At 68.7% G+C, this 24,828-nt stretch carries 24 protein-coding genes; 3 read left to right on the plus strand and 21 right to left on the minus strand.

Annotated elements, in window-relative coordinates; genetic code table 11:
* The first annotated feature begins 18 nt into the window (after positions 1 to 18).
* The 3 genes from gltX (at position 19) to lepB (ending at position 3,704) form a co-directional block, all read left to right on the plus strand.
* The gene (gltX, locus tag AC07NB_RS04195; protein ID WP_494572139.1) at positions 19 to 1,443 is read left to right on the plus strand and encodes a glutamate--tRNA ligase; all 1,425 of its coding nucleotides are present in this window, start codon (positions 19 to 21) and stop codon (positions 1,441 to 1,443) included.
* A 64-nt stretch (positions 1,444 to 1,507) separates the two neighbouring features.
* Entirely contained in the window at positions 1,508 to 2,809 is a 1,302-nt protein-coding gene (gene gltA / locus AC07NB_RS04200) for a citrate synthase (RefSeq protein WP_492312974.1), read from the plus strand.
* A 127-nt stretch (positions 2,810 to 2,936) separates the two neighbouring features.
* Positions 2,937 to 3,704 carry a signal peptidase I gene (lepB, locus tag AC07NB_RS04205; RefSeq protein ID WP_291837292.1) on the plus strand — a complete coding sequence of 256 codons (768 nt, stop codon included), beginning with the start codon at positions 2,937 to 2,939 and terminating at the stop codon, positions 3,702 to 3,704.
* A gap of 5 nt (positions 3,705 to 3,709) precedes the next feature.
* Here lepB and AC07NB_RS04210 read toward each other — a convergent pair whose 3' ends face one another.
* From AC07NB_RS04210 to AC07NB_RS04310, 21 genes are all read right to left on the minus strand, one after another.
* A complete protein-coding gene (locus AC07NB_RS04210) occupies positions 3,710 to 4,045 on the minus strand; it encodes an EF-hand domain-containing protein (RefSeq protein WP_291837290.1) in 336 nt (111 codons plus the stop codon).
* 71 nt (positions 4,046 to 4,116) lie between these two features.
* Positions 4,117 to 5,109, minus strand: coding sequence for an FUSC family protein (locus AC07NB_RS04215; protein ID WP_494572140.1), 993 nt, complete (start codon positions 5,107 to 5,109; stop codon positions 4,117 to 4,119).
* A gap of 2 nt (positions 5,110 to 5,111) precedes the next feature.
* Positions 5,112 to 5,807 carry an alpha/beta fold hydrolase gene (locus AC07NB_RS04220; protein ID WP_494572141.1) on the minus strand — a complete coding sequence of 232 codons (696 nt, stop codon included), beginning with the start codon at positions 5,805 to 5,807 and terminating at the stop codon, positions 5,112 to 5,114.
* A 4-nt stretch (positions 5,808 to 5,811) separates the two neighbouring features.
* Complete coding sequence (lpxB, locus tag AC07NB_RS04225; RefSeq protein ID WP_494572142.1) at positions 5,812 to 6,981, minus strand: lipid-A-disaccharide synthase; 1,170 nt, start codon at positions 6,979 to 6,981, stop codon at positions 5,812 to 5,814.
* The gene (lpxI, locus tag AC07NB_RS04230; RefSeq protein WP_291837282.1) at positions 6,978 to 7,811 is read right to left on the minus strand and encodes a UDP-2,3-diacylglucosamine diphosphatase; all 834 of its coding nucleotides are present in this window, start codon (positions 7,809 to 7,811) and stop codon (positions 6,978 to 6,980) included. The genes lpxB and lpxI overlap by 4 nt, the downstream gene beginning before the upstream one ends.
* Positions 7,808 to 8,596, minus strand: coding sequence for an acyl-ACP--UDP-N-acetylglucosamine O-acyltransferase (lpxA, locus tag AC07NB_RS04235; RefSeq protein WP_494572143.1), 789 nt, complete (start codon positions 8,594 to 8,596; stop codon positions 7,808 to 7,810). Before lpxA ends, lpxI begins: the two co-directional genes overlap by 4 nt.
* Complete coding sequence (gene fabZ, locus AC07NB_RS04240; protein ID WP_291837278.1) at positions 8,596 to 9,063, minus strand: 3-hydroxyacyl-ACP dehydratase FabZ; 468 nt, start codon at positions 9,061 to 9,063, stop codon at positions 8,596 to 8,598. The genes lpxA and fabZ overlap by 1 nt, the downstream gene beginning before the upstream one ends.
* 4 nt (positions 9,064 to 9,067) lie before the next feature.
* The gene (gene lpxD / locus AC07NB_RS04245; protein WP_291837276.1) at positions 9,068 to 10,078 is read right to left on the minus strand and encodes a UDP-3-O-(3-hydroxymyristoyl)glucosamine N-acyltransferase; all 1,011 of its coding nucleotides are present in this window, start codon (positions 10,076 to 10,078) and stop codon (positions 9,068 to 9,070) included.
* Between the two features lie 14 nt (positions 10,079 to 10,092).
* Complete coding sequence (locus AC07NB_RS04250; protein ID WP_291837274.1) at positions 10,093 to 10,686, minus strand: OmpH/Skp family outer membrane protein; 594 nt, start codon at positions 10,684 to 10,686, stop codon at positions 10,093 to 10,095.
* 34 nt (positions 10,687 to 10,720) lie between these two features.
* Entirely contained in the window at positions 10,721 to 13,168 is a 2,448-nt protein-coding gene (gene bamA, locus AC07NB_RS04255) for an outer membrane protein assembly factor BamA (protein ID WP_492312966.1), read from the minus strand.
* Between the two features lie 32 nt (positions 13,169 to 13,200).
* The gene (locus tag AC07NB_RS04260; RefSeq protein WP_494572144.1) at positions 13,201 to 14,415 is read right to left on the minus strand and encodes a M50 family metallopeptidase; all 1,215 of its coding nucleotides are present in this window, start codon (positions 14,413 to 14,415) and stop codon (positions 13,201 to 13,203) included.
* Positions 14,416 to 14,437: 22 nt separating this feature from the next.
* Positions 14,438 to 15,634, minus strand: a complete 1,197-nt coding sequence (gene dxr, locus AC07NB_RS04265) for a 1-deoxy-D-xylulose-5-phosphate reductoisomerase (RefSeq protein ID WP_494572145.1) — start codon at positions 15,632 to 15,634, stop codon at positions 14,438 to 14,440.
* Positions 15,631 to 16,458 (minus strand): phosphatidate cytidylyltransferase, encoded by an 828-nt coding sequence (locus tag AC07NB_RS04270; protein ID WP_494572146.1) that lies wholly within the window; start codon positions 16,456 to 16,458, stop codon positions 15,631 to 15,633. Before AC07NB_RS04270 ends, dxr begins: the two co-directional genes overlap by 4 nt.
* Positions 16,458 to 17,216 carry a polyprenyl diphosphate synthase gene (uppS, locus tag AC07NB_RS04275; RefSeq protein ID WP_494572147.1) on the minus strand — a complete coding sequence of 253 codons (759 nt, stop codon included), beginning with the start codon at positions 17,214 to 17,216 and terminating at the stop codon, positions 16,458 to 16,460. Before uppS ends, AC07NB_RS04270 begins: the two co-directional genes overlap by 1 nt.
* Before the next feature lie 30 nt (positions 17,217 to 17,246).
* A complete protein-coding gene (gene frr, locus AC07NB_RS04280) occupies positions 17,247 to 17,804 on the minus strand; it encodes a ribosome recycling factor (RefSeq protein ID WP_291840570.1) in 558 nt (185 codons plus the stop codon).
* Positions 17,805 to 17,834: 30 nt separating this feature from the next.
* Entirely contained in the window at positions 17,835 to 18,578 is a 744-nt protein-coding gene (gene pyrH, locus AC07NB_RS04285; RefSeq protein ID WP_291840567.1) for a UMP kinase, read from the minus strand.
* 106 nt (positions 18,579 to 18,684) lie between these two features.
* The gene (locus AC07NB_RS04290; protein ID WP_494572148.1) at positions 18,685 to 20,358 is read right to left on the minus strand and encodes a ribonuclease J; all 1,674 of its coding nucleotides are present in this window, start codon (positions 20,356 to 20,358) and stop codon (positions 18,685 to 18,687) included.
* A complete protein-coding gene (locus AC07NB_RS04295) occupies positions 20,355 to 21,134 on the minus strand; it encodes a type III pantothenate kinase (protein WP_494572149.1) in 780 nt (259 codons plus the stop codon). The genes AC07NB_RS04290 and AC07NB_RS04295 overlap by 4 nt, the downstream gene beginning before the upstream one ends.
* Positions 21,135 to 21,884: a biotin--[acetyl-CoA-carboxylase] ligase gene (locus tag AC07NB_RS04300; protein WP_492312959.1), complete on the minus strand. Its 750-nt coding sequence runs from the start codon at positions 21,882 to 21,884 to the stop codon at positions 21,135 to 21,137.
* 2 nt (positions 21,885 to 21,886) lie between these two features.
* Positions 21,887 to 23,332: an NADH-quinone oxidoreductase subunit NuoN gene (gene nuoN / locus AC07NB_RS04305; RefSeq protein ID WP_494572150.1), complete on the minus strand. Its 1,446-nt coding sequence runs from the start codon at positions 23,330 to 23,332 to the stop codon at positions 21,887 to 21,889.
* Positions 23,333 to 23,339: 7 nt separating this feature from the next.
* The gene (locus AC07NB_RS04310) at positions 23,340 to 24,827 is read right to left on the minus strand and encodes an NADH-quinone oxidoreductase subunit M (protein ID WP_492312957.1); all 1,488 of its coding nucleotides are present in this window, start codon (positions 24,825 to 24,827) and stop codon (positions 23,340 to 23,342) included.
* Between the last annotated feature and the right edge of the window lies 1 nt (position 24,828).

The following is a 24,828-nucleotide window of genomic DNA, read 5'->3' on the forward strand; positions in this document are numbered from 1 at the left end:
CGATCGGACCGACCTGAAATGACCTCCTCTTCCGCCCCGACTTCCGAAGTGGTCACCCGCTTCGCCCCCTCGCCCACCGGCTTCCTGCACATAGGGGGCGCCCGGACGGCGCTTTTCAACTATTTGTATGCACGGCGACACAACGGGAAGTTTCTCGTGCGCGTCGAGGACACTGACCGCGAGCGCTCGACCGACGAGGCCGTGAAGGCCATTTTCGACGGCATGGCCTGGCTGGAGCTGTTCGCCGACGAGGAGCCGGTGTTTCAGTTCGCGCGCGCCGACCGTCACCGCGAGGTCGCCAACATCCTGCTGGAGACCGGCCACGCCTACCGGGATTTCCTGACCGCCGAAGAGACCGGCGCCCTGCGTGACCAGGCCAAGGCCGAGGGCCGCCCCTTCGAGTCGCCGTGGCGCGACCGGACGCCCACGGTCGATGACCTGTTGAAGCCGCACACCGTCCGCTTCCGCCGCCCGGCGGACGCGCCCGTCGTCGTGGACGACGCGGTGCAGGGTTCGGTGCGCTGGGAGACAGCCTCGCTGGACGATCTGGTCATTCTGCGGTCGGACGGCGCCCCGACGTACAACCTGGCCGTGGTGGTCGATGACCACGACATGGGCGTGACCCACGTCATCCGCGGCGACGACCACCTGAACAACGCCGCTCGTCAATCGTTGATCTATGACGCCCTGGGCTGGACCCGGCCCACCTTCGCCCACATCCCCCTGATCCACGGCCCGGACGGCGCCAAGCTCAGCAAGCGGCATGGGGCCCAGGCGGTGCACGAATACGCCGAGATGGGCTATCTGCCCGAGGCCATGCGCAACTACCTGGCCCGCCTCGGCTGGGCCCACGGCGACGACGAGCTGTTCTCCGATGAACAGGCCCAGGCCTGGTTCGACCTGGGCGGCGTCGGCAAGGCGCCCGCGCGGTTGGACTTCGACAAGCTGGCCCACGTCAACAGCCACTGGATCCGGCTCGCCCAGGACGACCGGCTGGCCAAGCTGACCCTGGACGTCCACCTGTCGCGCGGCCACACGCTCGGCCCTGACGACGAAGTCCGCCTGCTGCGCGCCATGCCCTTCGTGAAGGACCGCGCCAAGAGCATTCTCGAACTGGCCGACCAGACCGCCTTCGTGCTGCGCGCCCGGCCCCTCGCCATCGACGAAAAGGGCCAAGGCCTGCTGTCCGGCGAGTCCGGCGAGCGCATCGGACGCCTGCGCGATCGGCTGAAGCTGTTCGGAAGCTGGGACGTTTTCGCCCTCGAGGCCGAGCTGAAGGCCTTCGCCGAGGAAGAGGCCGTGGGCTTCGGAAAGATCGGCCCGGCCACGCGCGCGGCCCTGACCGGCGGGGCCGCATCGCCCGACATCGCGAAAACGTTGGGGGCCCTGGGACGCGAAGAAAGCCTCGGGCGCTTGGATGATGCGCTGCAACAGACTAAGTGACGTTTACAAACAAAACGCGGCCCGCCGCCTCCCCGCGCGAGGCTGCCGCTGACAAGGGGCTGAAATGACCGAACAAGCCAAACCCGCCGGGACGGCGACCCTCAACTACGCCGGCAAGACCGTGGATCTGCCGGTGCTGTCGGGTTCGACCGGCCCCGACGTCATCGACATCCGCAAGCTCTATGCGGGCACCGACGCCTTCACCTACGACCCGGGCTTCACCTCGACCGCGGCCTGCGAGTCGGCCCTGACCTTCATCGACGGCGACGCCGGCGTGCTGCTGCACCGCGGCTATCCGATCGACCAGCTGGCCTCGCAGTCGAACTTCATCGAGGTCTGCCACCTGCTGCTGCACGGCGAACTGCCGACGGCCGCGGAATACGAGGCCTTCGAGCGCAACATCACCATGCACACCATGCTGCATGCCCAGTTCGACCGCTTCTTCGAAGGCTTCCGCCGCGACGCCCACCCGATGGCGATCATGGTCGGCACCGTCGGCGCCTTGTCGGCCTTCTACCACGACAGCCTGGACATCCATGATCCGGTGCAGCGCAATATCTCGGCCATCCGCCTGATCGCCAAGATGCCGACCATCGCGGCCCGCGCGTACAAGTACCACGTCGGCCAGCCCTTCATCTCGCCGCGCAACGACCTGTCGTACGCCGAGAACTTCCTGCGCATGTGCTTCGCCGTTCCGGCCGAGGACTATCACGTCGATCCGCGCCTGGTTCGCGCCATGGACCGCATCTTCACCCTGCACGCCGACCACGAGCAGAACGCCTCGACCTCGACCGTCCGTCTGGCCGGCTCGTCGGGCGCCAACCCCTTCGCCTGTATCGCCGCCGGCATCGCCTGCCTGTGGGGCCCGTCGCACGGCGGCGCCAACGAAGAGGCGCTGAACATGCTCAAGGAGATCGGCACCCCGGACAAGATCCCGGAGTTCATCCAGGGCGTGAAGGACCGCAAATTCAAGCTGATGGGCTTCGGCCACCGGGTCTACAAGAACTACGACCCGCGCGCGAAGGTCATGCAGCAGTCGGCCTACGAAGTGCTGGCCGCCACGGGCCGCGAGAACGATCCGCTGTTCGTCGTCGCCAAGGAGCTGGAGAAGGTCGCCCTGCAGGACGAGTACTTCACCTCGCGCAAGCTGTTCCCGAACGTGGACTTCTATTCGGGCATCACCCTGTCGGCGATGGGCTTCCCGACCTCGATGTTCACCGTGCTGTTCGCCCTGGCCCGCACCGTCGGCTGGATCGCCCAGTGGCAGGAAATGATGGCCGACCCGGGCCAGAAGATCGGCCGTCCGCGCCAGCTGTACACCGGCCCGACCGAGCGCGATTACGTGCCGATCGAAAACCGCGGCTGATCCCGCCTCTACCGGACAGAACGCCGGGGCCCCGCGCCCCGGCGTTTTTCTTTGTCCGGACACGATTTCCCGGCGTCCGGACGCCTTCGCCGTTGAAGCCGCCCGTGGGGCGCCGTCTGCTGAGCTCATGACCCAACACGCCAAGACCGCCCTCCGCCCCTCCCAGGGGCCCGTCCGCGAACTGATCGACACCGTCCGCGTGGTCGCGATTGGCCTGCTGGCCGCCACCGCCATCCAGACGACCCTGTACCAGCCCTTCACCATCCCCTCGTCCTCGATGGAGCCGGGGCTGGTGATCGGCGACTATGTGGTGGTGTCGAAATTCGCCTATGGCTGGAGCCGGGCCTCACTGCCCTTCAACCCGCCGCTGCCGGACGGCCGCCTGTTCGGCCGCACGGCCGAGCGGGGCGACGTGGTCGTCTTCCGCCGCCCCAGCGCGCCGCAGCAGACCTGGGTCAAGCGCGTCATCGGCCTGCCGGGCGACCGGGTGCAGGTCATGGGCGGAACGGTGTTCGTGAACGGCAGCGCCATCCCCCGCACGCCGCTGAACCTGGTCCAGGACCAGGATGATTCCGGCGTCCAGGTGCTGCGGGTGCGCGAGACCACGCCGGAGGGCCGGCAGTACCTCACCTATGACCGCGGGTCCGGCCTGCCAGGCGATGACACCGGCGTCTATGTGGTGCCCGAGGGCCAGTATTTCATGATGGGCGACAACCGCGACAACTCGCTGGACAGCCGCTGGCCCGGCGATGTTGGCGTCGGCCTGCTGCCGGCCGAGAACATCGTCGGCAAGGCCGAGATCGTGGTCGCGTCGTGGAAGCCCGGCGCCGGCCTGTTCAAACCCTGGACCTGGCTGAACCTGCGCGGCGGACGGCTCTTCAAGCCGGTCCGCTAGACCCGTTAGCGGCGGAACTCGTCATAGCTGACGACGCCGTCGTGGTTACGGTCCAGCCGCTCGAAGGCGGCGCGGGACGCAGGCGCGCTCTGGGCCAGCGACGGAGCGGCGATGGAGCCCAGGGCCAGTCCCGCCGCCAGCGCCGCGACCGCGTGCCACAGGCGGGTCCGACCCCGCCCCGACCGCCTCTCGCCGCCGATCTCGCGCTCCATGAAGGCCCGTACGGCTTCGCTGACCGTCTGGCCGTTCTCGCGGCAGCGCTCGGCGAAGGCGGTCTTGGCGCCGTAGGGCACGCGCACCTCGATGGTCTCGCTCTTCTTGGGGGCTTTCTGGCGGGTCATCGCTCAATCCTCTTCGAGGGCTCAGCAAGCCCCGATCTCCGGACCAGAATGTGGCCTCGGCCCCGCCGCGTCTAGACCAGACGCAGGTCGCGGAAACGTTCGCCCAGGTCGTCGAGATCGCGGTGCATGTGAGCCAGACCGATGGCCGCCGCACCCCGGGCCAGATCGCCGTCGGACTCGCCGCCGCCCAGCGCCAGCACCGGATCGGGATCGCCCAGCGGCTCCCCCGCCTCGCCCCGCGACAGCGCCTCCAGACGAACCACCGCGGCCGTGGCGGCGTGAATCCACGGCTCCAGACGGTCCAGCGCCCCGGAGGCCTGGAAGCCGCGCCCCAGGATGACGATGTCGCTGCGCACCCGCCAGAAGGCCCGCACCAGGGCCGCGCGGTCGGCGGTCTCCTTCTGGCTGCCCGGCAGGTCGATGACATTGGTCGCCGCCTGCCCCAGCGCGTCCAGCCGCTTCTTCATGTCCGCGTGGCTGCGGGCCAGGTCGCCCGCGTCGGCGGCGTCCCCGCGCATGACCAGCGCCAGCAGGGCCGCGGCCTTGCCCGCCGCCTCCCGCGCCTGCAGCCGGAAGGTCTGGCGCGCATGCCGGGGAAACAGCAGCAGGATGGCGATGACGCCGACCCCGCTGCCGGTCAGGATCTCCATCACCCGGTCCAGCGCCAGCGAAGCGGGTCCCTCGGGCCCCGCGCCGCCCGCGATGACGATGGCGGCCGTCACCGGCGCGATCTTCAGCCAGGGCCGACCCGCGGCGAAGAAGGCCAGCCCCGCCGTCGACAGGGCCAGGGCTCCGACCATGGCGCTGACGCCCTCGGGCCGCACGAAGGCCACCGCTCCGCCGATCAGGGCCCCGACGATGGTGCCGACGGCCCGGTCGCGCGCCACGGCCACCACCCCGCCGCCGACGCTGGTCTGGATGACCACGATGGCCGAGATCACGCTCCAGTAGGGATGCGGCAGGCCCAGCGCGGTGGCCAGATAGAAGGCCGCGGCGGCCCCGACCGCCATCTGCACGGCGGCGCGCACCTCGGCCGCCCGGCGGGGGCTGAGGGCGCGCGCCATGCTCAGCGCTCCATCCAGTGGGCCAGCGCCCCGCTGACCAGCTCCGGCGCCTCGATCGGCGTCAGGTGGCCGCAACCCGGCGCGATGACCAGTTCGGCGTCCGGGACCAGCCCGGCGATCTCGCGGTGACCCGCCGGCGGGGTGATCTGGTCCACCTCCCCGCACAACACCAGCGTCGGCCCGCGATACGCCCGCAGCGCCGCCTCGCCGTCCCCGCGAACGATGGCGCTCTGGCGGATGAAGACCTCGGCTCCCAGCCGCTGGGTCATCGCCTTGACCCGCTCGGCCATGTCCGGGTTCGCGACGTGGTCGGGGGCCATATATGTCCTCAGCAGCCGGTCTCCGATCCCGACGAACCGGCCGGACGCCGTCGCCAACCGGGTCTGCGTCGCCCGCTCGGCGGCGCGCTCGGGCGTGTCGGGACGAATCCCGGTGTCCAGCAGGGCCAGCCGCTCGATCCGCTCCGGACAGTGCATCAGCATGGCCTGGGCCACATAGCCGCCCATCGAGAAGCCCGCGACCGCGACCGGTCCCTCGGCCAACGCGAAGACGGCCTCGACCAGCGCCGCCATCGTCTCGCCCCGGGTGATGTCCGCGACCCGCACGTCGAAGCGCGGCGACAGGGCGGCGACCTGGGCCCGCCACAGGTCCGCGTCGTTCAGCAGCCCCGGGATCAGGATCAGGGGCGCCGGCGACACGGTCTCAGCGCCCCGCCCTGGCCGCGATGACTCGCAGCACCGCGTCAGCCGCCAGGCTGGACGGGTCCGGTGCATTGCGGCCCATCAGATCCAGCGCCGCCGTCTGCCGCTCGGCCTGCGTCCGGCGCGCCTCGGGATCGGCCAGCAGCCGCTCCACCTCTGCGGCGACCTTCTCCGGCGTGGCGTCGTTCTGGATCAGCTCGCGGGCGATCTCCTCGTCCGCCGCGTGATTGAACAGGGTCGCGTACTTGCCCGTGAAGAAGGGCTTCATGATCGCGTAGCTGAGCGGCTGGAAGCGATAGCCGATCACCATCGGCGCGCCGGCCAGCGCCAGCTCGGTCGAGACCGTGCCGCTGGTCGCCAGCGCCACGGTGGCGGCCTTCATGGCGTCGTACTTCTCGGCCTCGGACACCAGATGCACGCGGAACGGCCAGGCGGCGATCCGCCCGGTCACGTCCTCGGCGACGGTGCCGGCGGCGACTACCGCCACTTCGAGCGCCGGATTCTGGCGCTTCAGCCGCCCCACGGCGCCCTCGTAGACAGGCGTCATCAGCCGGATCTCGGACGGGCGGCTGCCCGGCAGGACCAGCAGCAGGTCGGCGTCCGGCGCAATGCCCCGGCGGGCGCGGAAGGCGGCGGGGTCCGCCGCGCTCATGTCCACATGCAGGGCCTGCGAGCCGACGACCGTCGTCGCCAGCCCCTCGCGCTCGAACCACGGCGCGTCAAAGGCGTAAAGCGCCAGCAGGTGATCCACGGACTGCGCCAGGGTCTTGGCCCGGCCCGGCCGCGAGGCCCAGACCTGCGGCCCGACGTATTTGATCAGGGGTACGCCAGGCAACGCCGCTTTCAGCGCCTTGGCCACCCGGATGGTGAAGCCCCAGCTGTCGATCAGCACGACCGCGTCGGGCTTCTCCGCCACGGCATGGGCCACGGTGTCGGTCACGCGGCGCTTGACCACGCCATAGGCCTTCAGCCCCTCGATCCAGCCCAGGATGGACAGTTCGGCGATGTCGAACGGGCTTTGCACGCCTTCGGCGGCCATCTTGGGCCCGCCGACGCCGACGAAGGTCACGTCGTCGCCCAGCCGGGTCTTCAGCGCCTGCGCCAGACCGGCGCCCAGCGCGTCTCCAGACGCCTCGGCGGCGACCAGCATGATCTTCAGCGGACGGCTCATCGGTCTTCGCCCCAGACATAGAGCCCCAGCCGGTCGGCGGCCTCGATCAGGGACGGACGGTCGATGACGATCAGCTTGCCCGCCACCCCGCCGACGCCCGCCAGACCGGCGGCGGCGGCCATCTCGATGGTGTGCGCGCCCATGACCGGCATGTCGACGCGCAGGTCCTGGATCGGCTTGGGCGCCTTGCCCAGCGCCCCCTTGCGGACGGAGGCCGAGCCGCGCAGGTCGGCGGGCAGGCTGGCGACGCGCATCAGCATGGCGTCCGTGCCCTCCTGGGCCTCCACGGCCAGCACCAGGCCGTCGCAGACGACCGCGCCCTGGCCGATATCCAGTTCGCCCGACTTCTCGGCGACGTACAGCGCCTTCCGCAGATCGGTCAGCTGGTCTTCGCTCGGCTGGACCCGGCCCAGCGCTCCGGCCGGAAGGGTCTCTCCGCCCAGGATGTCGTCGGCGCCCTCGACCAGGTAGCCGTCGGCCTCGAACACCGACAGGATCTTGCGCAGCAGGGCGTCGTCGCCCTTGGTGGCGGCGGCGATGATGCCCGGCAGGACGGTCGCGCCCTTGAAGTCAGGCTTCAGGGTCTTGAAATCGGGCCGGCTGACCGTCCCGGCCAGGCAGACCGCCTTGCAGCCGGCCTTCTTCATCGCCGACAGGATCTTGCCGATCTCGGCCATGCCCGCGTCGATGCCCGGATAGTGGGCCAGGTGCGGGTCGGCGAAGCCCGCCAGCCGGATCACGAACACCGGCCGGCCCTCGGCCTCGCAGCGCGCCGCCACCGAGACGGGCAAGGCCCCGCCGCCGGCGATCAGGGCCAGCTTGCCGCTCATACGCGTTCCGGAAGAGCGACCGGTCGCCGCGTGTCCTCGCGGATGAAGGCGACGATCTCCTGGATCTCCGGCAGGTCGGCATAGGTCGCGGCCGCCTCGGTCAGGCGCTCGGAGAACAGGCCCTCGCCCTCGAAGATGTCGCGATAGGCGGCCAGCAGGCGGCGAATGGCGTCCTTGCCGTAACCCTTCCGTTTCAGGCCGATCAGGTTCAGCCCGTGCAGGCGCACGTGATTGCCCCAGGCCGAGCCGTAGGGGATCACGTCGCGCGTCACCGCCGACAGGCCGCCGACGATGGCGCCCTGTCCGATCCGCCCGAACTGGTGCACCGCCGCCAGTCCGCCGAGGAAGACCTTGTCGCCGACCCGGGCGTGACCGCCCAGGGTGGCGTTGTTGGCGAAGGTCACGTTGCTGCCCACGATGCAGTCGTGCCCGACGTGGGCCCCGGTCATGAACAGGTTGTTCGAGCCGATGGTGGTCAGCTTGCGGTCGCCCGGCGTGCCCCGGTTGAAGGTCGCGTGCTCGCGGATGGTGTTGTTCTCGCCGATCTCCAGCGCAACCGGCTCACCCTTGTAGCCGCCGTGCTGAGGGTCCCCGCCCATGACGCAGAACGGGTGGATCGTCGTGCCGGCGCCGATCGCGGTGTCCTGCTGGATCACCACGTGACTGGCGACGCGCACGCCCTCGGCCAGCACGACGTTCGGCCCGATGATGCTCCACGGGCCGATATCGACGCCATCGGCCAGTCTGGCCGACGCATCGACCTGGGCTGTGGGGTGGATGGCCATCAGGTCGCCGGCTGATCGACGGTCACGACCATCGCCATGAACTCGGCCTCAGCGGCCAGCTTGCCGTCGATGAAGGTCTCGCCCCGGAACTTGTAGGCGTCGCCGCGGGCGCGGGTCACCCTGACCTCCATGCGCAGCTGGTCGCCCGGCCGGGCCGGTTTGCGGAAGCGCACGCCGTCGATCGACATGAACATGATGACCTTGTCGGCCACCGCGACATCCATGGTCTTGGACATCAGCAAGGCGCCCGTCTGGGCCATCGCCTCGACGATCAGCACGCCCGGCATGACCGGATCGATCGGGAAATGTCCCGGGAAGAACGGCTCGTTATGCGTGACGTTCTTGATCCCGGTGATCGAGGTCGCGGGCACGAAATTCTCGGCCTTGTCGACGAGCAGGAAGGGATATCGGTGGGGGAGCCGCCGCATCACCTCGGCGTAATCGATGCTGCCGTTCTCGTCGGCCATGGCTCTACTCCCTGTCGTCCTTTTTCTTCGACGCCTGTTTGGACACCCAGATCGTTTCGCGCAAGAATTGTCGAATGGGTTTCGCTGGATAACCGGACCAGGTCTCCCCCGCCGGGATGTTCGCCAGCACCCCGGCGCCGCCCGCGACCCGGGCGCCTTCGCCGATGGCCAAGTGGTCGCCGATGCCGGCCTTGCCGCCGAACATGACGCCGTCGCCGACCGTCACCGACCCGGAAATCCCCGTGTGGGCGGCGATCAGGCAGTTGCGGCCGATCGTGCAATTGTGCGCGATCATGACCAGATTATCGATCTTGGTGTTCTCGCCGATGACCGTGTCGTCATAGGCGCCGCGGTCGATGCAGGTGTTCGCGCCCACCGTGACTCCGTCCTGGATGACGACCCGGCCCAGCTGGGGCACATCGACCGGTCCGGCGCGCGATCCGGCCGCGCCGAAGCCCGGCTCGCCGATGCGAACGCCGGAATACAGTTTCACCCGGTCGCCGATCAGGGCGAAGCCGATGGTGACGTTGGAGCCGATGTGACAGTCGCGGCCAATCTGCACGCCCGGGCCGATCACCGTATTGGCGCCGACGCGGGTGCCGCGGCCGATGCGGGCGCCGTGACCCAGCACCACGCCGGGCTCCAGCACGACCGTCTCGTCCTCGACGGCGAAAACAGGGTCGGCGGCCTTGTCGAGCGCATGCGGGCGGTGGAACAGCAGCGACGCCGCCGCCCAGGCGGCCTGGGGCGTCGATGACACCAGCACGGCGGCGGAGGCCGGCGCCAGGTCGGCGGCGGCGGCCGGAACGATCACGCAGCCGGCGGCGGTGGCCTTCAGTTGTTCAGCGAATTTGCGGTCGCCGAGAAAGGCGACCTCGGTCGAACCGGCGGTCCCCAAAGGCGCAACGGCGGAGACCTTTCGGTCCCCGCCGCGCGAGACTTCCGCCCCGATCCGTTCGGCCAGCCCGGCGACGTCCAGCGTCGGCAGGCTCTCGAAAAATCGCGGGTCAGGCATTCCGGATCGCAGGCTTATTGCTGCGGCTGGACCGGCACGGCGCTGCGCGTGAACTGCGGCAGCGACGGCAGGGCCTGGTTCAGGCGCTGGATCGCGGCTTCGGTCAGATCCATCTGCGGGTTCACGGCCAGAACCGAACCGCCGTCCAGCAGGATGCTGCAGCCCTTCTCCTGATAGAGGGCGGTGATGATCGGGCGGGCGGCGTTGACGATCGTCTGGGTTTGCAGACGCTCGGTGTAGCGCAGCTCGTTGGTGCGGGTCTCTTCCAGCTGCTGGGCTTCCTGCAGGCGGGTCTGCCAGGCACGGCCGCGCGAGCCGTCCGGATCGGCGGCCTGGCCGCCCTGTTGCAGCGCCGTGGCTTCGGTTTCCAGGGTCGCGGCGTACGGGGCCAGCTCGCCACGCACTTCTTCACCGAGGCGTTGCAGGCCGGTGGCCAGCGAACGGCCGGCGGTGCTGTTCGTGATCAGGGCTTGCGGGCTGTACATGCAGACGCCCGCCAGGACCGGTCCGTGCGTGAGCGGAGCCGGCTGCTGGGCCTGGGCTTGGGCCGAGGCGGTTCCGGCGGCGAGGGTGGCGACGGCGAAGGCGCCGATAGCGAACAGTTTCATGGTCAGGCCTTTGGAGCGGGACGTCGTCCCGCGGTTAGAACTGGGTTGAAGTCGAGAAGCGGAAGGTTTCGGTTTTGTCGTAGTCTTCCTGGCCGATAATCTTGCTGAGGTCGAAGCGGATCGGACCCATCGGCGAACGCCAGTGGATGCTGATGCCGGCCGACGCACGCAGTTCGAGCTCGTCCACGATCTTGGCGTCGGGAAGCCCCGCCGAGGTGACCGTGTAACGATCATCCAGCGCGCCCAGGGTGCCCACATCGGTGAACAGCGAGGTCCGGATGCCGTATTCTTCCGGAAGATAGTTGGGGACCGTCAGCTCTAGCGTGCCGATGACGTAGAAATTGCCGCCCAGCGCGTCGGTGGTGTTCAGGTCGCGCGGACCGATGCCCGCGGTTTCGAAGCCGCGGAAGCTGTTGCCGCCCTTGAAGAAGCGGTCGTTGATCCGGATCGGATCCCCGCCCCAGCCGGCGACATAGCCGGTCGAGGCCTGGGCCGTGACGATCCAGGCGGGGGAGAAGCCCCAGTAGGCCGACACTTCGGCTTCGGTCTTCACATAGTTCACGTCGCCGCCGATGCCGGCGAAGTCCTGACGCAGGGTGCCCGTCCAGCCGCGCGTGGGGCGGACCGGGTCGTTCCGGCGGTCGACCAGGATGGTGTAGCCGGCCGAGGAGTTGATGTACGAGCCGACCTGGTCGCACAGGGCGTTCGAGCCCGAGCCGCTGCTGCTGCAATAGCCCGACGGAACGATGATCTCGTCCGACTTCAGGAAGTAGCGGGTGCTGAGCAGGGTGAAGCCGTTCAGCGGATAGGACAGGCGCACGCCGCCGCCGGTCGAGCGGTAGTCGTACGACGAATATTCGCTCAGGTCGTAGCGCGAGTGGAAGGCGTCGAAGCCGGCGCGCAGGTCACGACCGAGGAATTTCGGCTCGGTGAAGCGGAAGTCGATCTGCTGGCGCAGCGAGCCCCACTCCAGACGGGCGACCACGTTCTGGCCGCGGCCGCGGAAGTTGCGCTCGGTGATGCCCAGGTTCAGCACGAAGGAGTCGACCGAGCTGAAGCCGGCGCCGACCGACAGTTCGCCGGTGGGCTGTTCCTGCACGGTGACGTTGACGATCGACCGGTCCGGAGCCGAGCCGCGGGCTTCCTCGACGGTCACGTCCTTGAAGAAGCCCAGCGCGCGCAGATTGTTGCGCGACCGCTCCAGCAGGGTGCGGTTGAAGGCGTCGCCTTCGCTCAGCATCATTTCGCGGCGAATGACGTTGTCGAGGGTCCGGGTGTTGCCGACCACGTTGATCCGGTCGACGTAGACGCGCTGGCCTTCCTTGATGTTGAAGGTCACGTCGACCTTGTCGGTCTCCGGATTGGCGCGGTACTCGGGCTCGATCTCGACAAAGGCGTAGCCGGCCGAACCGGCGGCGAACGTCAGGGCGTCGACGGCCGTCTCGATCTTGTCGCTCTCGTAGAGGTCGCCCTCGTGGATCGGCAGCAGCAGCTGCAGGAATTCCGGATTCAGGCGGTCATTCTCGGTGACGATGTTGATCGTCCCGAAATTGTACCGGTCGCCCTCGTCCACCGTCATGGTGATGCCGAAGTTGGAGTCGTCTGGCGTCAGCTCGCTGACCGCCGAAAGGACGCGGAAGTCGTAGTAGCCGCGGTTGGTGTAGAATTTCCGCAGCTGCTCGCGATCGTAGTCCAGGCGGTTCGGATCGTAGTTGTCCGTGCTGGAGAACAGACGCCACCACTGCGACTGCTTGGTGATCATGACCTCGCGCAGGTCGTTGTCCGAGAAGGCCTGGTTGCCCAGGAAGGTGATCGCGCGCACGCCCGTTTCCGGGCCTTCGTTGATCTCGAACACCACATCGACGCGGTTCTGTTCAAGCTGGACGATCTTGGGCGTGACGGTCGCGCCGATACGGCCCGACAGGCGGTACAGCTCGACGATCTTGCCGACGTCTTCCTGAATGCGGGCGCGGGTGTAGATGCCGCGCGGCTTCAGGGTGACTTCCTCGGTCAGCTTCTCCTGGCCGAGCGCGCTGTTTCCCTCGAACACCACCTGGTTGATGATCGGGTTCTCGACGATCTCGACGATCAGGTCGCCGTTCGGCTGGACGCCCAACTGGACGTCGGCGAACAACTGGGTGCGGGTCAGGGTCCGGACCGCCACGTCCAGCACGGCGGCGTCGACGACGTCGCCCGGCTGGATCGGCAGGTAGGACAGAACCGTCGTCTGGTCGATCCGCTGGTTGCCGCGCACCAGGATGCGGGAGACCTGCACCCGATCCGCGGGGGCTGGAGCCGCCGGGGCGGCCTGGGCGGCGGCGGGCGCGGCCTCGATCGGAGGGCCCGGCTGGAGGACCGGCGCGGCAGGCGGCGCGCTCTGGGCCAGCGCCGGTCCCGCCAGGCCGGCGGCGATCGCCAGCACCAGCAGGCTGGGGCTCGCGGCGCGAGCGAAACGAAGGGCGGACGCGTCTTGTCGGATCATACGGGGAACCATCGGGGGCTGGCGTTGGCTCATCAGGCGAGCCCGCCGAGGAATTTGAACAAACTCAGTTTCTGGAGATCGTTCCAGGTTGCGAACAACATCAATCCCGCCAGCAAAGCAAGACCGACCCTGTAGCCGACCTCCTGAACACGGGCGGGGACTGGCCTGCGCGCCACAGCCTCATAGCCGTAGAACACCAGGTGGCCCCCATCCAGAACGGGAATCGGCAACAGATTAACAATACCCATTCCGATCGAAACTATGGCGGCGAACTGCAAATAGGTCAGCATCAGATTCAGCATCAGGATGGCGGGCGGCGCCTCATAGGCGACAGCCTGCTGGGTCACGCCCCCGGCGGCCTTGGCGATGCCCAGCGGACCGTTCAGCAGGTCGCCGGATTCCTTGCCGGAGAATATCCGGCCGATGTAGCGGAAGGTGCTGCTGACCACAGACACCATGGTGTCGGCGCCCTTGCCCACGGCCTCGATCGGATTCAGGCGGTTGTAGTGGATGTCCTGCGGCAGCGAGGACAGCGTCATCCCGGTGCGCGCCACCCAGATCCGGCCGGCGATGGGATCGTTCTCCAGGCGGCGCAGGGGCGTGGCGGTCAGCTGCAGCGTCCGCCCGCCCCGCTCCACGGTGAAGGTCAGGGCGTCATTGGCCGACAGCACGATGGTGCGCGTGACTTCCCCGCTGTCCCGGATCGGGCGTCCGTCGATGGCCGTGATCAGGTCGAGCCGCTGGAAACCGGCGGCGGCGGCGGGGCCGCCCGGCTCCACCTCGGCGACGCGCGGCGCGGCGATCTGCTCGCCGACCACGCTGAACAGCAGGGTCAGAAGCACCAACGCCAGCGCGAAGTTCGCCGCCGGGCCCGCCGCCACGATCAGGGCGCGCTGCCAGACCGGCTTGAAATGGAAATAGTCGCGCTCGGCTCCGGGACCATGCTCCGCGATCACCCGCGACTTAAGCTCGGCCAGTCCGGCCTGGTCCGGCACGCTGGATGCGTCCAGATCGCCCGAGAACTTCACGTATCCGCCCAGCGGGATCCAGCCCAGGCGCCATTCGACGCCCCGGCGATCGACGCGGCTCAGCAGCGGACGGCCAAAGCCGATCGAAAACCGGTCGATCTTCACGCCGAAGGCGCGCGCGACAAGGAAATGGCCCAGCTCATGGATGGTGACGATGAACGTCAGCACCAGCAGGAATGGCACGATGTAGATAAGCGCCTGGCCTAAAAAGCCCGTCATGCCGAAAAGGGTCCTCCGCCGTTCAGGCCGCCGCCGCGAGACCCCGAACGATCGATTCCGCCACCCGTCGCGCCTCCGCGTCCACGGCCAGGGCCGCGTCACAAGCGTTATGGGAACCGGAATCCACCCCCGAAGCCGTTATGCGCGACAAGGTGTCGGCGACGACTGCGGCAATATTGAGAAAGCCCAGTCGGCGGTCAAGGAAAGCCAGGGCCGCGACCTCGTTGGCGGCGTTGAATACGATCGGGGCCGCACCGCCCGCCTGCAGCGACCGGCGCGCCAGCCCCAGCAACGGGAAGCGCGCCTCGTCGGGCGCTTCGAAGGTCAGCCGGCCCAGCGCGGCCAGGTCCAGCCGCGGCGCCGGCCAGGCGATCCGGTCAGGCCAGGCCAGGGCGCAGGCGATCGGCGTCTTCATGTCCGGCGGCCCCATCTGGGCCAGGGTCGAGCCGTCGATGTATTCGACCAGGCTGTGAATGATCGATTCCGGGTGCACGACGACGTCGATCCGCTCGGCCGGCATGTCGAACAGATAGGCCGCCTCGATCATCTCCAGGCCCTTGTTGGCCATGCTGGCGCTGTCGACGGAAATCTTTGCGCCCATGCTCCAATTGGGGTGAGCCACCGCCTGTTCCGGCGTGATCGCGGCCATGTCGGCGGCGCGGGTGGTGCGGAACGGGCCGCCCGACGCGGTCAGGGTCAGTTTCGAGACCTGTTCCGGCGCGTCGTGCGGGAAGACCTGGAAGATGGCCGAATGCTCCGAATCGACCGGTATCAGCCGTCCGCCGGACCGGCGCACCCGCTCGATCAGGGCCGGACCGCAGCAGACCAGGCTTTCCTTGTTGGCCAGGGCCAGCGTCGCCCCGGTCGAGGCGGCGGCCCAAGCCGACTTCAACCCCGCCGCGCCGACGATCGAGGCCATCACCCAGTCGGCGGGCCGCGAGGCCGCCTCGGTGATCGCCGCCTCGCCCGCCGCGGCCTCGACGCCGCTGCCGGAGAGGGCGTCGCGCAATTCATCCAGGCGAGCCGGGTCGGCGGTCACCGCAACCTTCGGCTTCCAGCGGCGGGCCTGTTCAGCCAGCCGGGCGATGTTGGCGCCGCCGGTCAGGGCCTCGACCTCGAAGGCCCCCGCCCCGCCCGCCTCGGCCTGTTCCATCAGGTCCAGGGTCGAGCAGCCGACCGAGCCCGTGGAGCCCAGCACCGTGATGCGGCGACGGATCATGCTCCGCCTCCGCCCATCATGACGGCGATCAGGCGTCCGCAGGCCACCACCACCGCGGCGAACATCAGGCCGTCCACCCGATCCAGCAGGCCGCCGTGTCCGGGAATCAGATTGCCCGCGTCCTTGACCCCGTACCGGCGCTTGAGCGCGGACTCCCACAGGTCCCCGGCCATGGTGGCGATCGCGGCCGCGAGGCCCAGCAGACCGCCCCACAGGCCGATCCCCATGTCCAGGTAGACGCCCATCAGGGCGCCGGCCACGGTCCCCGCGGCCAGTCCCCCGATGAAGCCCGACCAGGTCTTGTTGGGCGAGAAGCGCGGCCACAGCTTGGGCCCGCCGATGGTCGAGCCGGCCAGATAGGCCATGATGTCCGAGGCCCAGGCCACGGCGAAGGCGAAGACGGTCCAGTACAGGCCGACATGCGGTCCCGCCTCGGTGTCCGCCCCGCGCAGCCAGATCAGCAGAACGGCGGGCCAGCCGAGGTAGAGCACCCCATAGGCGGCATCCAGCGCCTCCTGCCCGCGGCTGCGGGCGAACATCCCGGCCGCGGCGGCGCAGAACACCAGCATCACCAGGGCCAGGGACAATTGGCCGACGTGGGCCGAGATCACCGCCGCGAACAGGCCGAAGCCGACGGCGCCCGCCATCAGCCGCCAGGCGGCCGCGGCGCTCATCATCGCCCATTCGATCGACAGCAGGACGCAGGCGAGCAGCATCAGGCCCAGGAACCACAGGCCACCCGCCCAGATGGCCAGGACGGCGGCGGGCACCAGCACCAGGGCCGAAGCGGCTCTCAGTCCGATGTCGCCGGCCCGAACCGCCATCAGCCGGCCACGCGGGCGGCGGGACGGCCGCCGAAACGGCGATCACGGCTGCGGAACTGCGCGACCACGTCGGCCAGGGCGGCCTCGCCATAGTCGGGCCACAGGATGTCCTGGTAGATCAGCTCGGCGTAGGCGGCCTCCCACAACAGGAAGTTCGACAGCCGGTATTCGCCCGAGGTGCGCACGATCACATCCACCGGCGGTCCTCCCGCGGTCGACAGGCCCGCGCCCAGCGCGGCCTCGTCCAGCGGTTCGACGGCCTCGCCCGCCCTGACCCGGTCAAGGTAGCGCTGCGCGGCGTCGACGATGTCGGCCCGGCCGCCATAGTTGAAGGCGACCTGCAGGGTGAATTTGGTGTTGTGGGCCGTCGTCGCCTCGGCGCGGTCGACGATCTCGGCGATGTCGGCGGGCAGGCCCTGCCGGCGGCCCAGGATGCGCAGGCGCACCCCTTCCCGCTCCAGCCGCTTCAGGTCGCTGCCGACATAGGTGCGCACCAGCCCCATGAGGTCCGAGACCTCCTCGGCCGGGCGCTGCCAGTTCTCGGTCGAGAAGCCGAACACCGTCAGGCAGGTGATGCCCAGCGCGGGCGCGGCCTGGATGGTGCGCTTGAGCGCCTGCACGCCCTCCCGGTGCCCGAGGGCGCGCGGCAGGCCCCGCGCCTCGGCCCAGCGGCCGTTGCCGTCCATGATCAACGCGACATGGCGCGGCCCCGGAGACGCAGGACTTGGGGGTTCAGGACTGAGAGGTTCGGCGCTCATGCGTCGGCTATCCTATGGCAGATCGCGCCATCAGACCTGCATGATCTCAACTTCCTTGGCCTTCAAGGCCTCGTCGACGCGCTTGATGGCCGCGTCCGTGTCCTTCTGGACCTCGGCTTCCATCTTCTTCTGCTCGTCCTGGCTGATGTCGCCCGCCTTCTCGGCCTTCTTCAGGTCGTCGTTGGCGTCGCGGCGCACGTTGCGGACGGCGATCTTCTGCTGTTCGGCGTATTTGCCGGCCAGCTTGGCGAACTCCTTGCGGCGTTCCTCGGTCAGCGGCGGGATCGGGATGCGCAGCATCTGGCCGTCCAGGATCGGGTTCAGGCCCAGGCCGGCGGAGCGGATGGCCTTCTCGACCGCGACGACCATGCCCTTGTCCCAGACGCTGACCGACAGCAGGCGCGGCTCGGGCACGCTGATGGCGGCGACGGCGTTCAGCGGCGAGGTCGAGCCGTAGGCTTCCACCTGCACCGGATCCAGCAGGCCGGCGTGGGCGCGGCCGGTGCGCAGGCCGTTGAACTCTTCCTTCAGGGCGGCGACCGCCTTGTCCATGCGATCGCGGTAGGTCTTCAGATCGGGCTTGGCCATGATCGTTTCTCTCGTCTTCTTATAAGGTTGTCAGGCGGCCTTGCCGTCGGCGCTGATGACGGTGAAGTGGCCCTTCCCGGTCAGGGCGTTCCGGAACGACCCGTCCTCCCGGATGGAGAAGACCACGATCGGAATGCCCGAGTCACGCATAAGGGCCACAGCCGAGGCGTCCATGACCTTCAGGTCGCGCGCCAGGACGTCGTGGTAGGTCAGGGTGTCGTAGCGGGTCGCCGTCGGGTCCTTCTTCGGGTCGGCGGTGTAGACGCCGTCCACGCTGGTGCCCTTCAGCAGGGCGTCGCAGCCCATTTCGGCGGCGCGCAGGGCGGCGCCCGAGTCGGTCGTGAAGAAGGGCGCGCCGACACCGGCGGCGAAGATCACCACACGTCCCTTCTCAAGGTGGCGCAGGGCGCGGCGGCGCACATAGGGCTCGGCCACCGCATTCATGGTCAGGGCGCTCTGCACCCGGGTCTGGACCCCGATCTTCTCCAGCGCGGCCTGCATGGCCAGGGCGTTCATGACCGTCGCCAGCATGCCCATGTAGTCGGCCGAGGCGCGGTCCATGTCGCCCGCCGCCTTGGACAGGCCGCGGAAGATGTTGCCGCCGCCGATGACCAGGCAGATTTCGACGCCCTCGCGGGCCACGTCGGCGATGGCCCCGGCCACCGAGGCCACGGTCTTCATGTCGATGCCGTAGCCCTGATCGCCCATCAGCACCTCGCCCGACACCTTGAGCAGGACGCGTTTGTAGCGGAACTCGGACGGAACGTCGGGCATGGGCAGACCTTGGGCGGGGGATTCGGCTCCTTATAGGAACCTCACCGCCCGCTTCAAAGCCCCGGCGACATACAGACCCCGGATGATCGCGGTTCCGGCCCGCTTCCTAGAGCCGCAGGATGATCGTCTCGACGATCGGACGACGGTCCCAGATCTGCTGGCTGGCCTTCTTCAGCACGCGCGAGATGGCCTGCTCGATGACCATTTCGTCCTCCAGCGCCGGGCCCTTGAGCTTCAGGACCGTCTGCTCGACCCGTTCGGCCAAATCGTCCAGGGCGTCGCCCAGCGGCGCCTCTTCATCGCCCGGCAGGCCGATGGCCCGCACGTCGATGTCGCTGACGATCTTGCCGCGCCGGTCCATGGCGAAGCTGACGATCAGCACGCCGTTGGTCGAGGCGTGACGCCGCTCGTGCAGGGCCTCGCCCTGTTCGGTCACCAGACGCCCGCCGTCGACGTACAGGCGGCCCGAGGGCACTTCGTCGATGATGGCGGCGGGTCCGGGGGCCAGGCGCACCATGTCGCCGTTGCGCGGCGTCGCCGTTTCCGGAACGCCCATGTCCTTGGCCAGGTTGGCGTGTTCGGCCAGGTGGCGGCGCATGCCGTGGGTCGGCACGGCGATCTTCGGCCGCGCCCATTCGTACATCTGCTTCAGTTCGTCCCGGCACGGGTGGCCCGAGACGTGGATGCCGCGGTGATCCTTCTCGGTGTAGAGGCGCACCCCGCGGTCCGCGAGCTTGTCCTGCAGACGCCCGACCGACAGCTCGTTGCCCGGGATGACCCGCGACGAGAAGATGCAGTGGTCGCCGTTGCTCAGCTTCACATAGGGGTGGGTGCCCTCGGCGACCCGGGACAGGGCGGCGCGAACCTCGCCCTGGCTGCCGGTGCACAGGTACAGGATCTCATCGGCCGGCCAGATGCGGGCCTCCTGCTCGCTCAGGAACGGCTTGATGTCGTGCAGCATGCCCACGTGCTTGGCCGCCGCGGTGATGCGGTGCATCGACCGGCCGGCCAGCGACACGCGGCGTCCCGCGGCCTCGGCGGCGCGGATCACGCTGTCCATCCGGGCCACGTTGGACGCGAAACAGCCCACGGCGATGCGGCCCTTCAGCCCGCCGATCAACTCGGTCAGGGCGTCGCGCACCCCGCCCTCGGACCCGGCCGAACCCTCGACGAAGACGTTGGTCGAGTCGCAGACCATGGCCAGGACGCCGTCGTCGCCCAGCTGGCTGATGGCCTTGGCGTCGGTGACGCCGCCGATGATGGGATCGTCGTCGATCTTCCAGTCGCCGGTGTGCAGCACCGTGCCCAGCGGCGTCTTGATCGCCAGGCCGTTCGGCTCGGCGATCGAGTGGGTCATGGTGACGAAGGTGACGTCGAACGGCCCCAGGTTGATCGAGCCGCCCAGCGGCACCTCGATCAGTTCGACCTGGTCCAGGATGCCCGCCTCGCGCAGCTTCTCGCGGATCAGATAGGCGGTGAACGGCGTCGCATAGAGCGGAGCCTTCATCCGCGTCCACAGCCAGCCCAGCGCGCCGATATGGTCCTCGTGCGCATGGGTCAGGACGATGCCGCGGATCTTCTCGCCTTCCAGGAAGGCCGGATCGGGCACGATCACGTCGACGCCGGGCGTCGACAGGTCGCCGAAGGTCACGCCCACGTCCACGATCAACCATTGCCGGTCGCGCTCGGGGCCGTAGCCGTACAGATTCAGATTCATTCCGATTTCGCCCGACCCGCCTAGCGGCAGGAAGACGAATTCGTCGTCAGCTTGTTTTTTCATTTGTCCTTGAGATGGGTGTTCCGCCGCCAGATTTCGAGCAGGCCGCGGATGGTCAGGTCCGGATCGAACCGGTCGATGCTGTCGGTCGCGCCTTCGAACAGGGAGACCACGCCCCCGGTTCCGATGACGGTCATGGGCTTGCCCCACTCGGCCTTGATCCGGGCCACCAGGCCTTCGATCAGGGCGATATATCCCCAGAACACGCCGGACTGCATGTTGGTGACGGTGTCCTTGCCGATCACCTTGCCGGGTTTCTGGATGGCGATGCGCGGCAGCATGGCCGCCGCCTCGTGCAGCGCCTGCAGGCTGAGGTTCACGCCGGGTGCGATCACGCCGCCCTCGAACGCGCCGTCCGCCGCGATGACGTCGAAGGTCGTGGCGGTGCCGCTGTCGATGACGATCAGGTCGCCCGGATACATCAGGTGCGCGCCCATGGCGTTGACCAGCCGGTCGGCGCCCGCCTCGCTGGGCTTCAGGATGCGCACCGGAATGCCCAGTTCGACATTGTCGCCGATCACCATCGGCTCGACGTTCAGATAGCGCCGCGACAGGTTGCGCAGGTTGAAGATCGACTGCGGCACCACGCTGGAGATAATGCAGCCGTCCAGCTGGTCCAGGGTCAGGCCGCGCATGGTCAGAAGCTGGGTCAGCCACACGGCGTATTCGTCCGCCGTGCGCTGGGAATCGGTCGCCGCGCGCCACTGGGCGATCCAGTCGGCGCCGTCATGCACCGCGAAGAGCGTGTTGGTGTTGCCCTGTTCGATCGCCAGCAACATTCAGCCGCCCTCCCCGAAGAACACGTCACCCGCCGAGATAAGGCGCAGGCTCCCGTCCGCCAGTCTCAGCCGCAGCGCCCCGTCCGCCTCCACGCCCTCGGCGCGGCCCTCGACGGTCTCGTGGCCCAGCCGGGCGACGGCGGGCCCGTCCAGGCCCGGCGTCCGCGCCGCCCAGGCGTCGAGGATCGGCTGGAAGCCCAGCGTCTCCCAGCGGTCGATCCAGACCCCGAAGGTCTCGGCCAACTGCTCGGCCGCGACCTCCACCTTGGGCGGGGCGATGTGTTCGGCGGACAGATGGTGCGACAGGGCGGCCGCGGGACGCTCAGTCCCCGCCGGCGCCTCAGCCAGGTTGACCCCGATGCCCACGGCCAGCCACAGGCCGCCGCTCGCATGGGCGCCGGACTCCACGAGGATGCCGCAGGCCTTCCGGCCCGCCAGCATCACGTCATTGGGCCATTTGATCGTCACCAGCGACGGCGGCGCATACCGGTCCAGCAGGTCGGCGACGGCCAGGGCGGCGATGAAGGTCACCTGCGCCGCCTCGGCGGGCGGCTTGCGGGTGGTCGTCAGCAGGGTCGTGAACAGATTGCCCGTGTTGGCTTCCCACGCCCGCCCCCGCCGACCGCGGCCGGCGGTCTGACGGCGCGCGGCGATCCACAGCGGTCCGGCCTCGCCGGCCTCGGCCCGGCGACGGGCCTCCGCATTGGTGGAATCGGTGTGGTCGAGCAGCAGGACGGGGGCGGTCGCCACCCCTATCCGACCCCGAAGCCCGTCGCGGCGCGAGCGGCCAGCGGAACCAGCCACGGCAGGGCCACGATGACCACGGGGAAGCTGAAGGCCGCGCAGGCCATGGCGATGGTGCGGGCCTCGACCGGCGCGGCGTCGGTCGGCGCGGTGCCTTCCGGAGCCGGATCGAACCACATCAGCTTGATGATGCGCAGATAGTAGAAGCCGGCCACGACCGAAGCCACCAGACCGGCGGCGCCGACCATCCAGTAGCCCGCCTCGGCGGCGGCGCCGAAGACGTAGTATTTGGCCCAGAAGCCCGACAGCGGCGGCATGCCCAGCACCGACAGCGACAGGACGGTCAGCGCGATGGTGGTCAGCGGACGCTCCTTCCGCAGGCCCGCCAGGTCGGCGATCTTGCGGATCGGACGGCCGCCGCGGCTCAGCGACAGCAGGATGGCGAAGAAGCCGAACTGGTCGATGACGTACAGGGTCATGAACATCAGCATGGCCTGGATGCCCAGGGTCGTGCCCACGGCGATGCCCAGCAGGGCGTAGCCGATGTTGGCGATCGACGAATAGGCCAGCAGGCGCTGCAGGTCCTTCTGCGCCAGGCCGCCGAAGGCGCCCACCGCGAAGCTGATCAGGGAGATCAGGATCAGCACCTGCGACCACTGGTCATGTGAGCCGGCGAAGCCGCCTTCCAGGGTGCGGGCGATCAGGATCATGGCCGCGACCTTGGGGGCCGTGGCGAACAGGGACACGACCGGGGTCGGGGCGCCTTCGTAGACGTCCGGCGTCCACATGTGGAACGGCGCGGCGGAGACCTTGAAGGCCAGGCCCGAGATCAGGAACACCAGGCCGAAGATCAGGCCGGTCGACGGGTTGGCCGCGGCGTAGGCGGCGATGTCCTCGAACCGCATCGAGCCGGTGAAGCCGTAGATCAGGCTGGCGCCGTACAGCAGCAGGCCCGACGACAGGGCGCCCAGCACGAAATACTTCAGGCCCGCCTCGGACGCCTTCAGGTCGTCGCGGTGGAAGGCGGCCAGCACATACAGGGCCAGCGAGTGCAGCTCGATGCCGACGTAGAGCGAGATCAGGTCGCCCGAAGAGGCCATCATGCCCATGCCGGCCGAGGCCAGCACGATCAGGACCGGGAATTCGAAGCGCGCGATCTTGGACCGGTGCATCCAGCCGTTGCCCAGGACGATGGCGGCGGCGCTGGACAGGAAGATCACGGCCTTGCCGTAGACGGCCAGCGGATCGGCCACATAGGCGCCGTTGAACGCCTGGCCCAGCGGACCCGTCACGGTGACGGCGGTGGCGGCGATCAGCAGCAGCACCGACAGCCAGGACACCAGGCCGGCGCTGCGCTCGCCCGAGAAGGCGCCGACCATCAGCAGCACGAGGCCGCCTACGGCGAGCGTGATCTCGGGGGCCGAGAGTTGGAGGGCGGAAATCAGATCAGGCATCATGGTCTCAGCCACCGATCGCGAGTTGATAGGCGGACGTCAGGGCCCCGACCGAGGCGTTGGTGTAGTCCAGCACCAGCCCGGGCTGGACGCCCAGCAGCAGGGTGCCGACGATCAGCGGCGTGAAGATCAGAAGCTCGCGCTTGTCGATATCCAGGATGTCCTTGAGCTTCGGATTGGTGATCTCGCCGAACATGACGTTGCGGTACAGCGTCAGGGCGTAGACCGCCGAGAAAATCACGCCCGAGGCGGCGAACAGGGCCGTCCAGGTGGAGACCTGGTAGACGCCGGTCATGGTCAGGATCTCGCCGATGAAGCCCGAGGTCCCCGGCAGGCCGACGTTGGCCATGGTGAACATCAGGAAGATGGCGGCGAACCACGGCATCCGGCTGGTCAGACCGCCGTAGAAGGCGATCTCGCGGGTGTGCATCCGGTCATAGACCACGCCGACGCAGAGGAAGAGCGCGCCCGAGATCAGGCCGTGGCTCAGCATCTGGAAGACCGCGCCCTGCACGCCCTGATCGTTGCCGGCGAAGATGCCCATGGTCACGAAGCCCATGTGCGCGACCGATGAATAGGCGATCAGCTTCTTGATGTCGGTCTGACGGAAGGCGACCAGCGAGGTGTAGACGATGGCGATGGCCGACAGGGTGAAGACCAGCGGCGCGAACATCTTGGACGCGTCCGGGAACATCGGCAGGTTGAACAGGATGAACCCGTAACCGCCCAGCTTCAGCAGGATGCCGGCCAGGATGACCGAGCCCGCCGTCGGCGCCTGAACGTGGGCGTCGGGCAGCCAGGTGTGCACCGGCCACATCGGCATCTTCACCGCGAACGAGGCGAAGAAGGCCAGCCACAGGATCGGCTGCGCGGTCGGCGAGAAGGCGAATTCCTTGAGCGCCGGGATGCTGGTGGTGCCGGCGGTATGCGCCATCCACAGCATGGCCAGGAACATCAGGACCGATCCCAGCAGGGTGTACAGGAAGAATTTGTACGCCGCGTAGATGCGGTTCGCCCCGCCCCACACCCCGATGATGATGAACATCGGGACCAGGGTGCCTTCGAAGAAGATGTAGAACAGGAACAGGTCCAGCGACGTGAACACGCCGATGACCAGCGTCTCCAGCACCAGGAAGGCGATCATATAGTCGCTGACGCGGTCCTTGATCGAGTTCCAGCTGGCCAGGATGCAGATCGGCATCAGGAAGGCGGTCAGCAGGACGAACAGGATCGAGATCCCGTCCACGCCCAGGTGATACTGCGCGCCCGCGAACCAGACGTAGCGTTCGACGAACTGATAGGCGGCGCTGGACTGGTCGAAGTTCGCGACCAGCACGACCGAGACGGCCAGCGTCACCAGGGTGGTGACCAGGGCGATCCAGCGCGCGGCGCTGTCCACCGAGCCCTTGCCCAGCAGGCGGGTCAGCAACAGCAGGCCCGCGCCGACCAGCGGCAGGAAGGTGACGACGCTCAGGATGTAGGGGATCTGAGGCATG

This window comes from Brevundimonas sp. GW821-FHT09G01 (assembly GCF_059416065.1).

Bases quoted from the DNA above. Each gene is read 5' to 3' on its own strand.
- gltX (WP_494572139.1), top strand. From the start codon at position 19: ATGACCTCCTCTTCCGCCCCGACTTCCGAAGTGGTCACCCGCTTCGCC.
- gltA (WP_492312974.1), top strand. From the start codon at position 1,508: ATGACCGAACAAGCCAAACCCGCCGGGACGGCGACCCTCAACTACGCC.
- lepB (WP_291837292.1), top strand. From the start codon at position 2,937: ATGACCCAACACGCCAAGACCGCCCTCCGCCCCTCCCAGGGGCCCGTC.
- AC07NB_RS04210 (WP_291837290.1), bottom strand. From the start codon at position 4,045: ATGACCCGCCAGAAAGCCCCCAAGAAGAGCGAGACCATCGAGGTGCGC.
- AC07NB_RS04215 (WP_494572140.1), bottom strand. From the start codon at position 5,109: ATGGCGCGCGCCCTCAGCCCCCGCCGGGCGGCCGAGGTGCGCGCCGCC.
- lpxB (WP_494572142.1), bottom strand. From the start codon at position 6,981: ATGAGCCGTCCGCTGAAGATCATGCTGGTCGCCGCCGAGGCGTCTGGA.
- lpxI (WP_291837282.1), bottom strand. From the start codon at position 7,811: ATGAGCGGCAAGCTGGCCCTGATCGCCGGCGGCGGGGCCTTGCCCGTC.
- lpxA (WP_494572143.1), bottom strand. From the start codon at position 8,596: ATGGCCATCCACCCCACAGCCCAGGTCGATGCGTCGGCCAGACTGGCC.
- fabZ (WP_291837278.1), bottom strand. From the start codon at position 9,063: ATGGCCGACGAGAACGGCAGCATCGATTACGCCGAGGTGATGCGGCGG.
- lpxD (WP_291837276.1), bottom strand. From the start codon at position 10,078: ATGCCTGACCCGCGATTTTTCGAGAGCCTGCCGACGCTGGACGTCGCC.
- AC07NB_RS04250 (WP_291837274.1), bottom strand. From the start codon at position 10,686: ATGAAACTGTTCGCTATCGGCGCCTTCGCCGTCGCCACCCTCGCCGCC.
- bamA (WP_492312966.1), bottom strand. From the start codon at position 13,168: ATGATCCGACAAGACGCGTCCGCCCTTCGTTTCGCTCGCGCCGCGAGC.
- AC07NB_RS04260 (WP_494572144.1), bottom strand. From the start codon at position 14,415: ATGACGGGCTTTTTAGGCCAGGCGCTTATCTACATCGTGCCATTCCTG.
- dxr (WP_494572145.1), bottom strand. From the start codon at position 15,634: ATGATCCGTCGCCGCATCACGGTGCTGGGCTCCACGGGCTCGGTCGGC.
- AC07NB_RS04270 (WP_494572146.1), bottom strand. From the start codon at position 16,458: ATGGCGGTTCGGGCCGGCGACATCGGACTGAGAGCCGCTTCGGCCCTG.
- uppS (WP_494572147.1), bottom strand. From the start codon at position 17,216: ATGAGCGCCGAACCTCTCAGTCCTGAACCCCCAAGTCCTGCGTCTCCG.
- frr (WP_291840570.1), bottom strand. From the start codon at position 17,804: ATGGCCAAGCCCGATCTGAAGACCTACCGCGATCGCATGGACAAGGCG.
- pyrH (WP_291840567.1), bottom strand. From the start codon at position 18,578: ATGCCCGACGTTCCGTCCGAGTTCCGCTACAAACGCGTCCTGCTCAAG.
- AC07NB_RS04290 (WP_494572148.1), bottom strand. From the start codon at position 20,358: ATGAAAAAACAAGCTGACGACGAATTCGTCTTCCTGCCGCTAGGCGGG.
- AC07NB_RS04295 (WP_494572149.1), bottom strand. From the start codon at position 21,134: ATGTTGCTGGCGATCGAACAGGGCAACACCAACACGCTCTTCGCGGTG.
- nuoN (WP_494572150.1), bottom strand. From the start codon at position 23,332: ATGCCTGATCTGATTTCCGCCCTCCAACTCTCGGCCCCCGAGATCACG.
- AC07NB_RS04310 (WP_492312957.1), bottom strand. From the start codon at position 24,827: ATGCCTCAGATCCCCTACATCCTGAGCGTCGTCACCTTCCTGCCGCTG.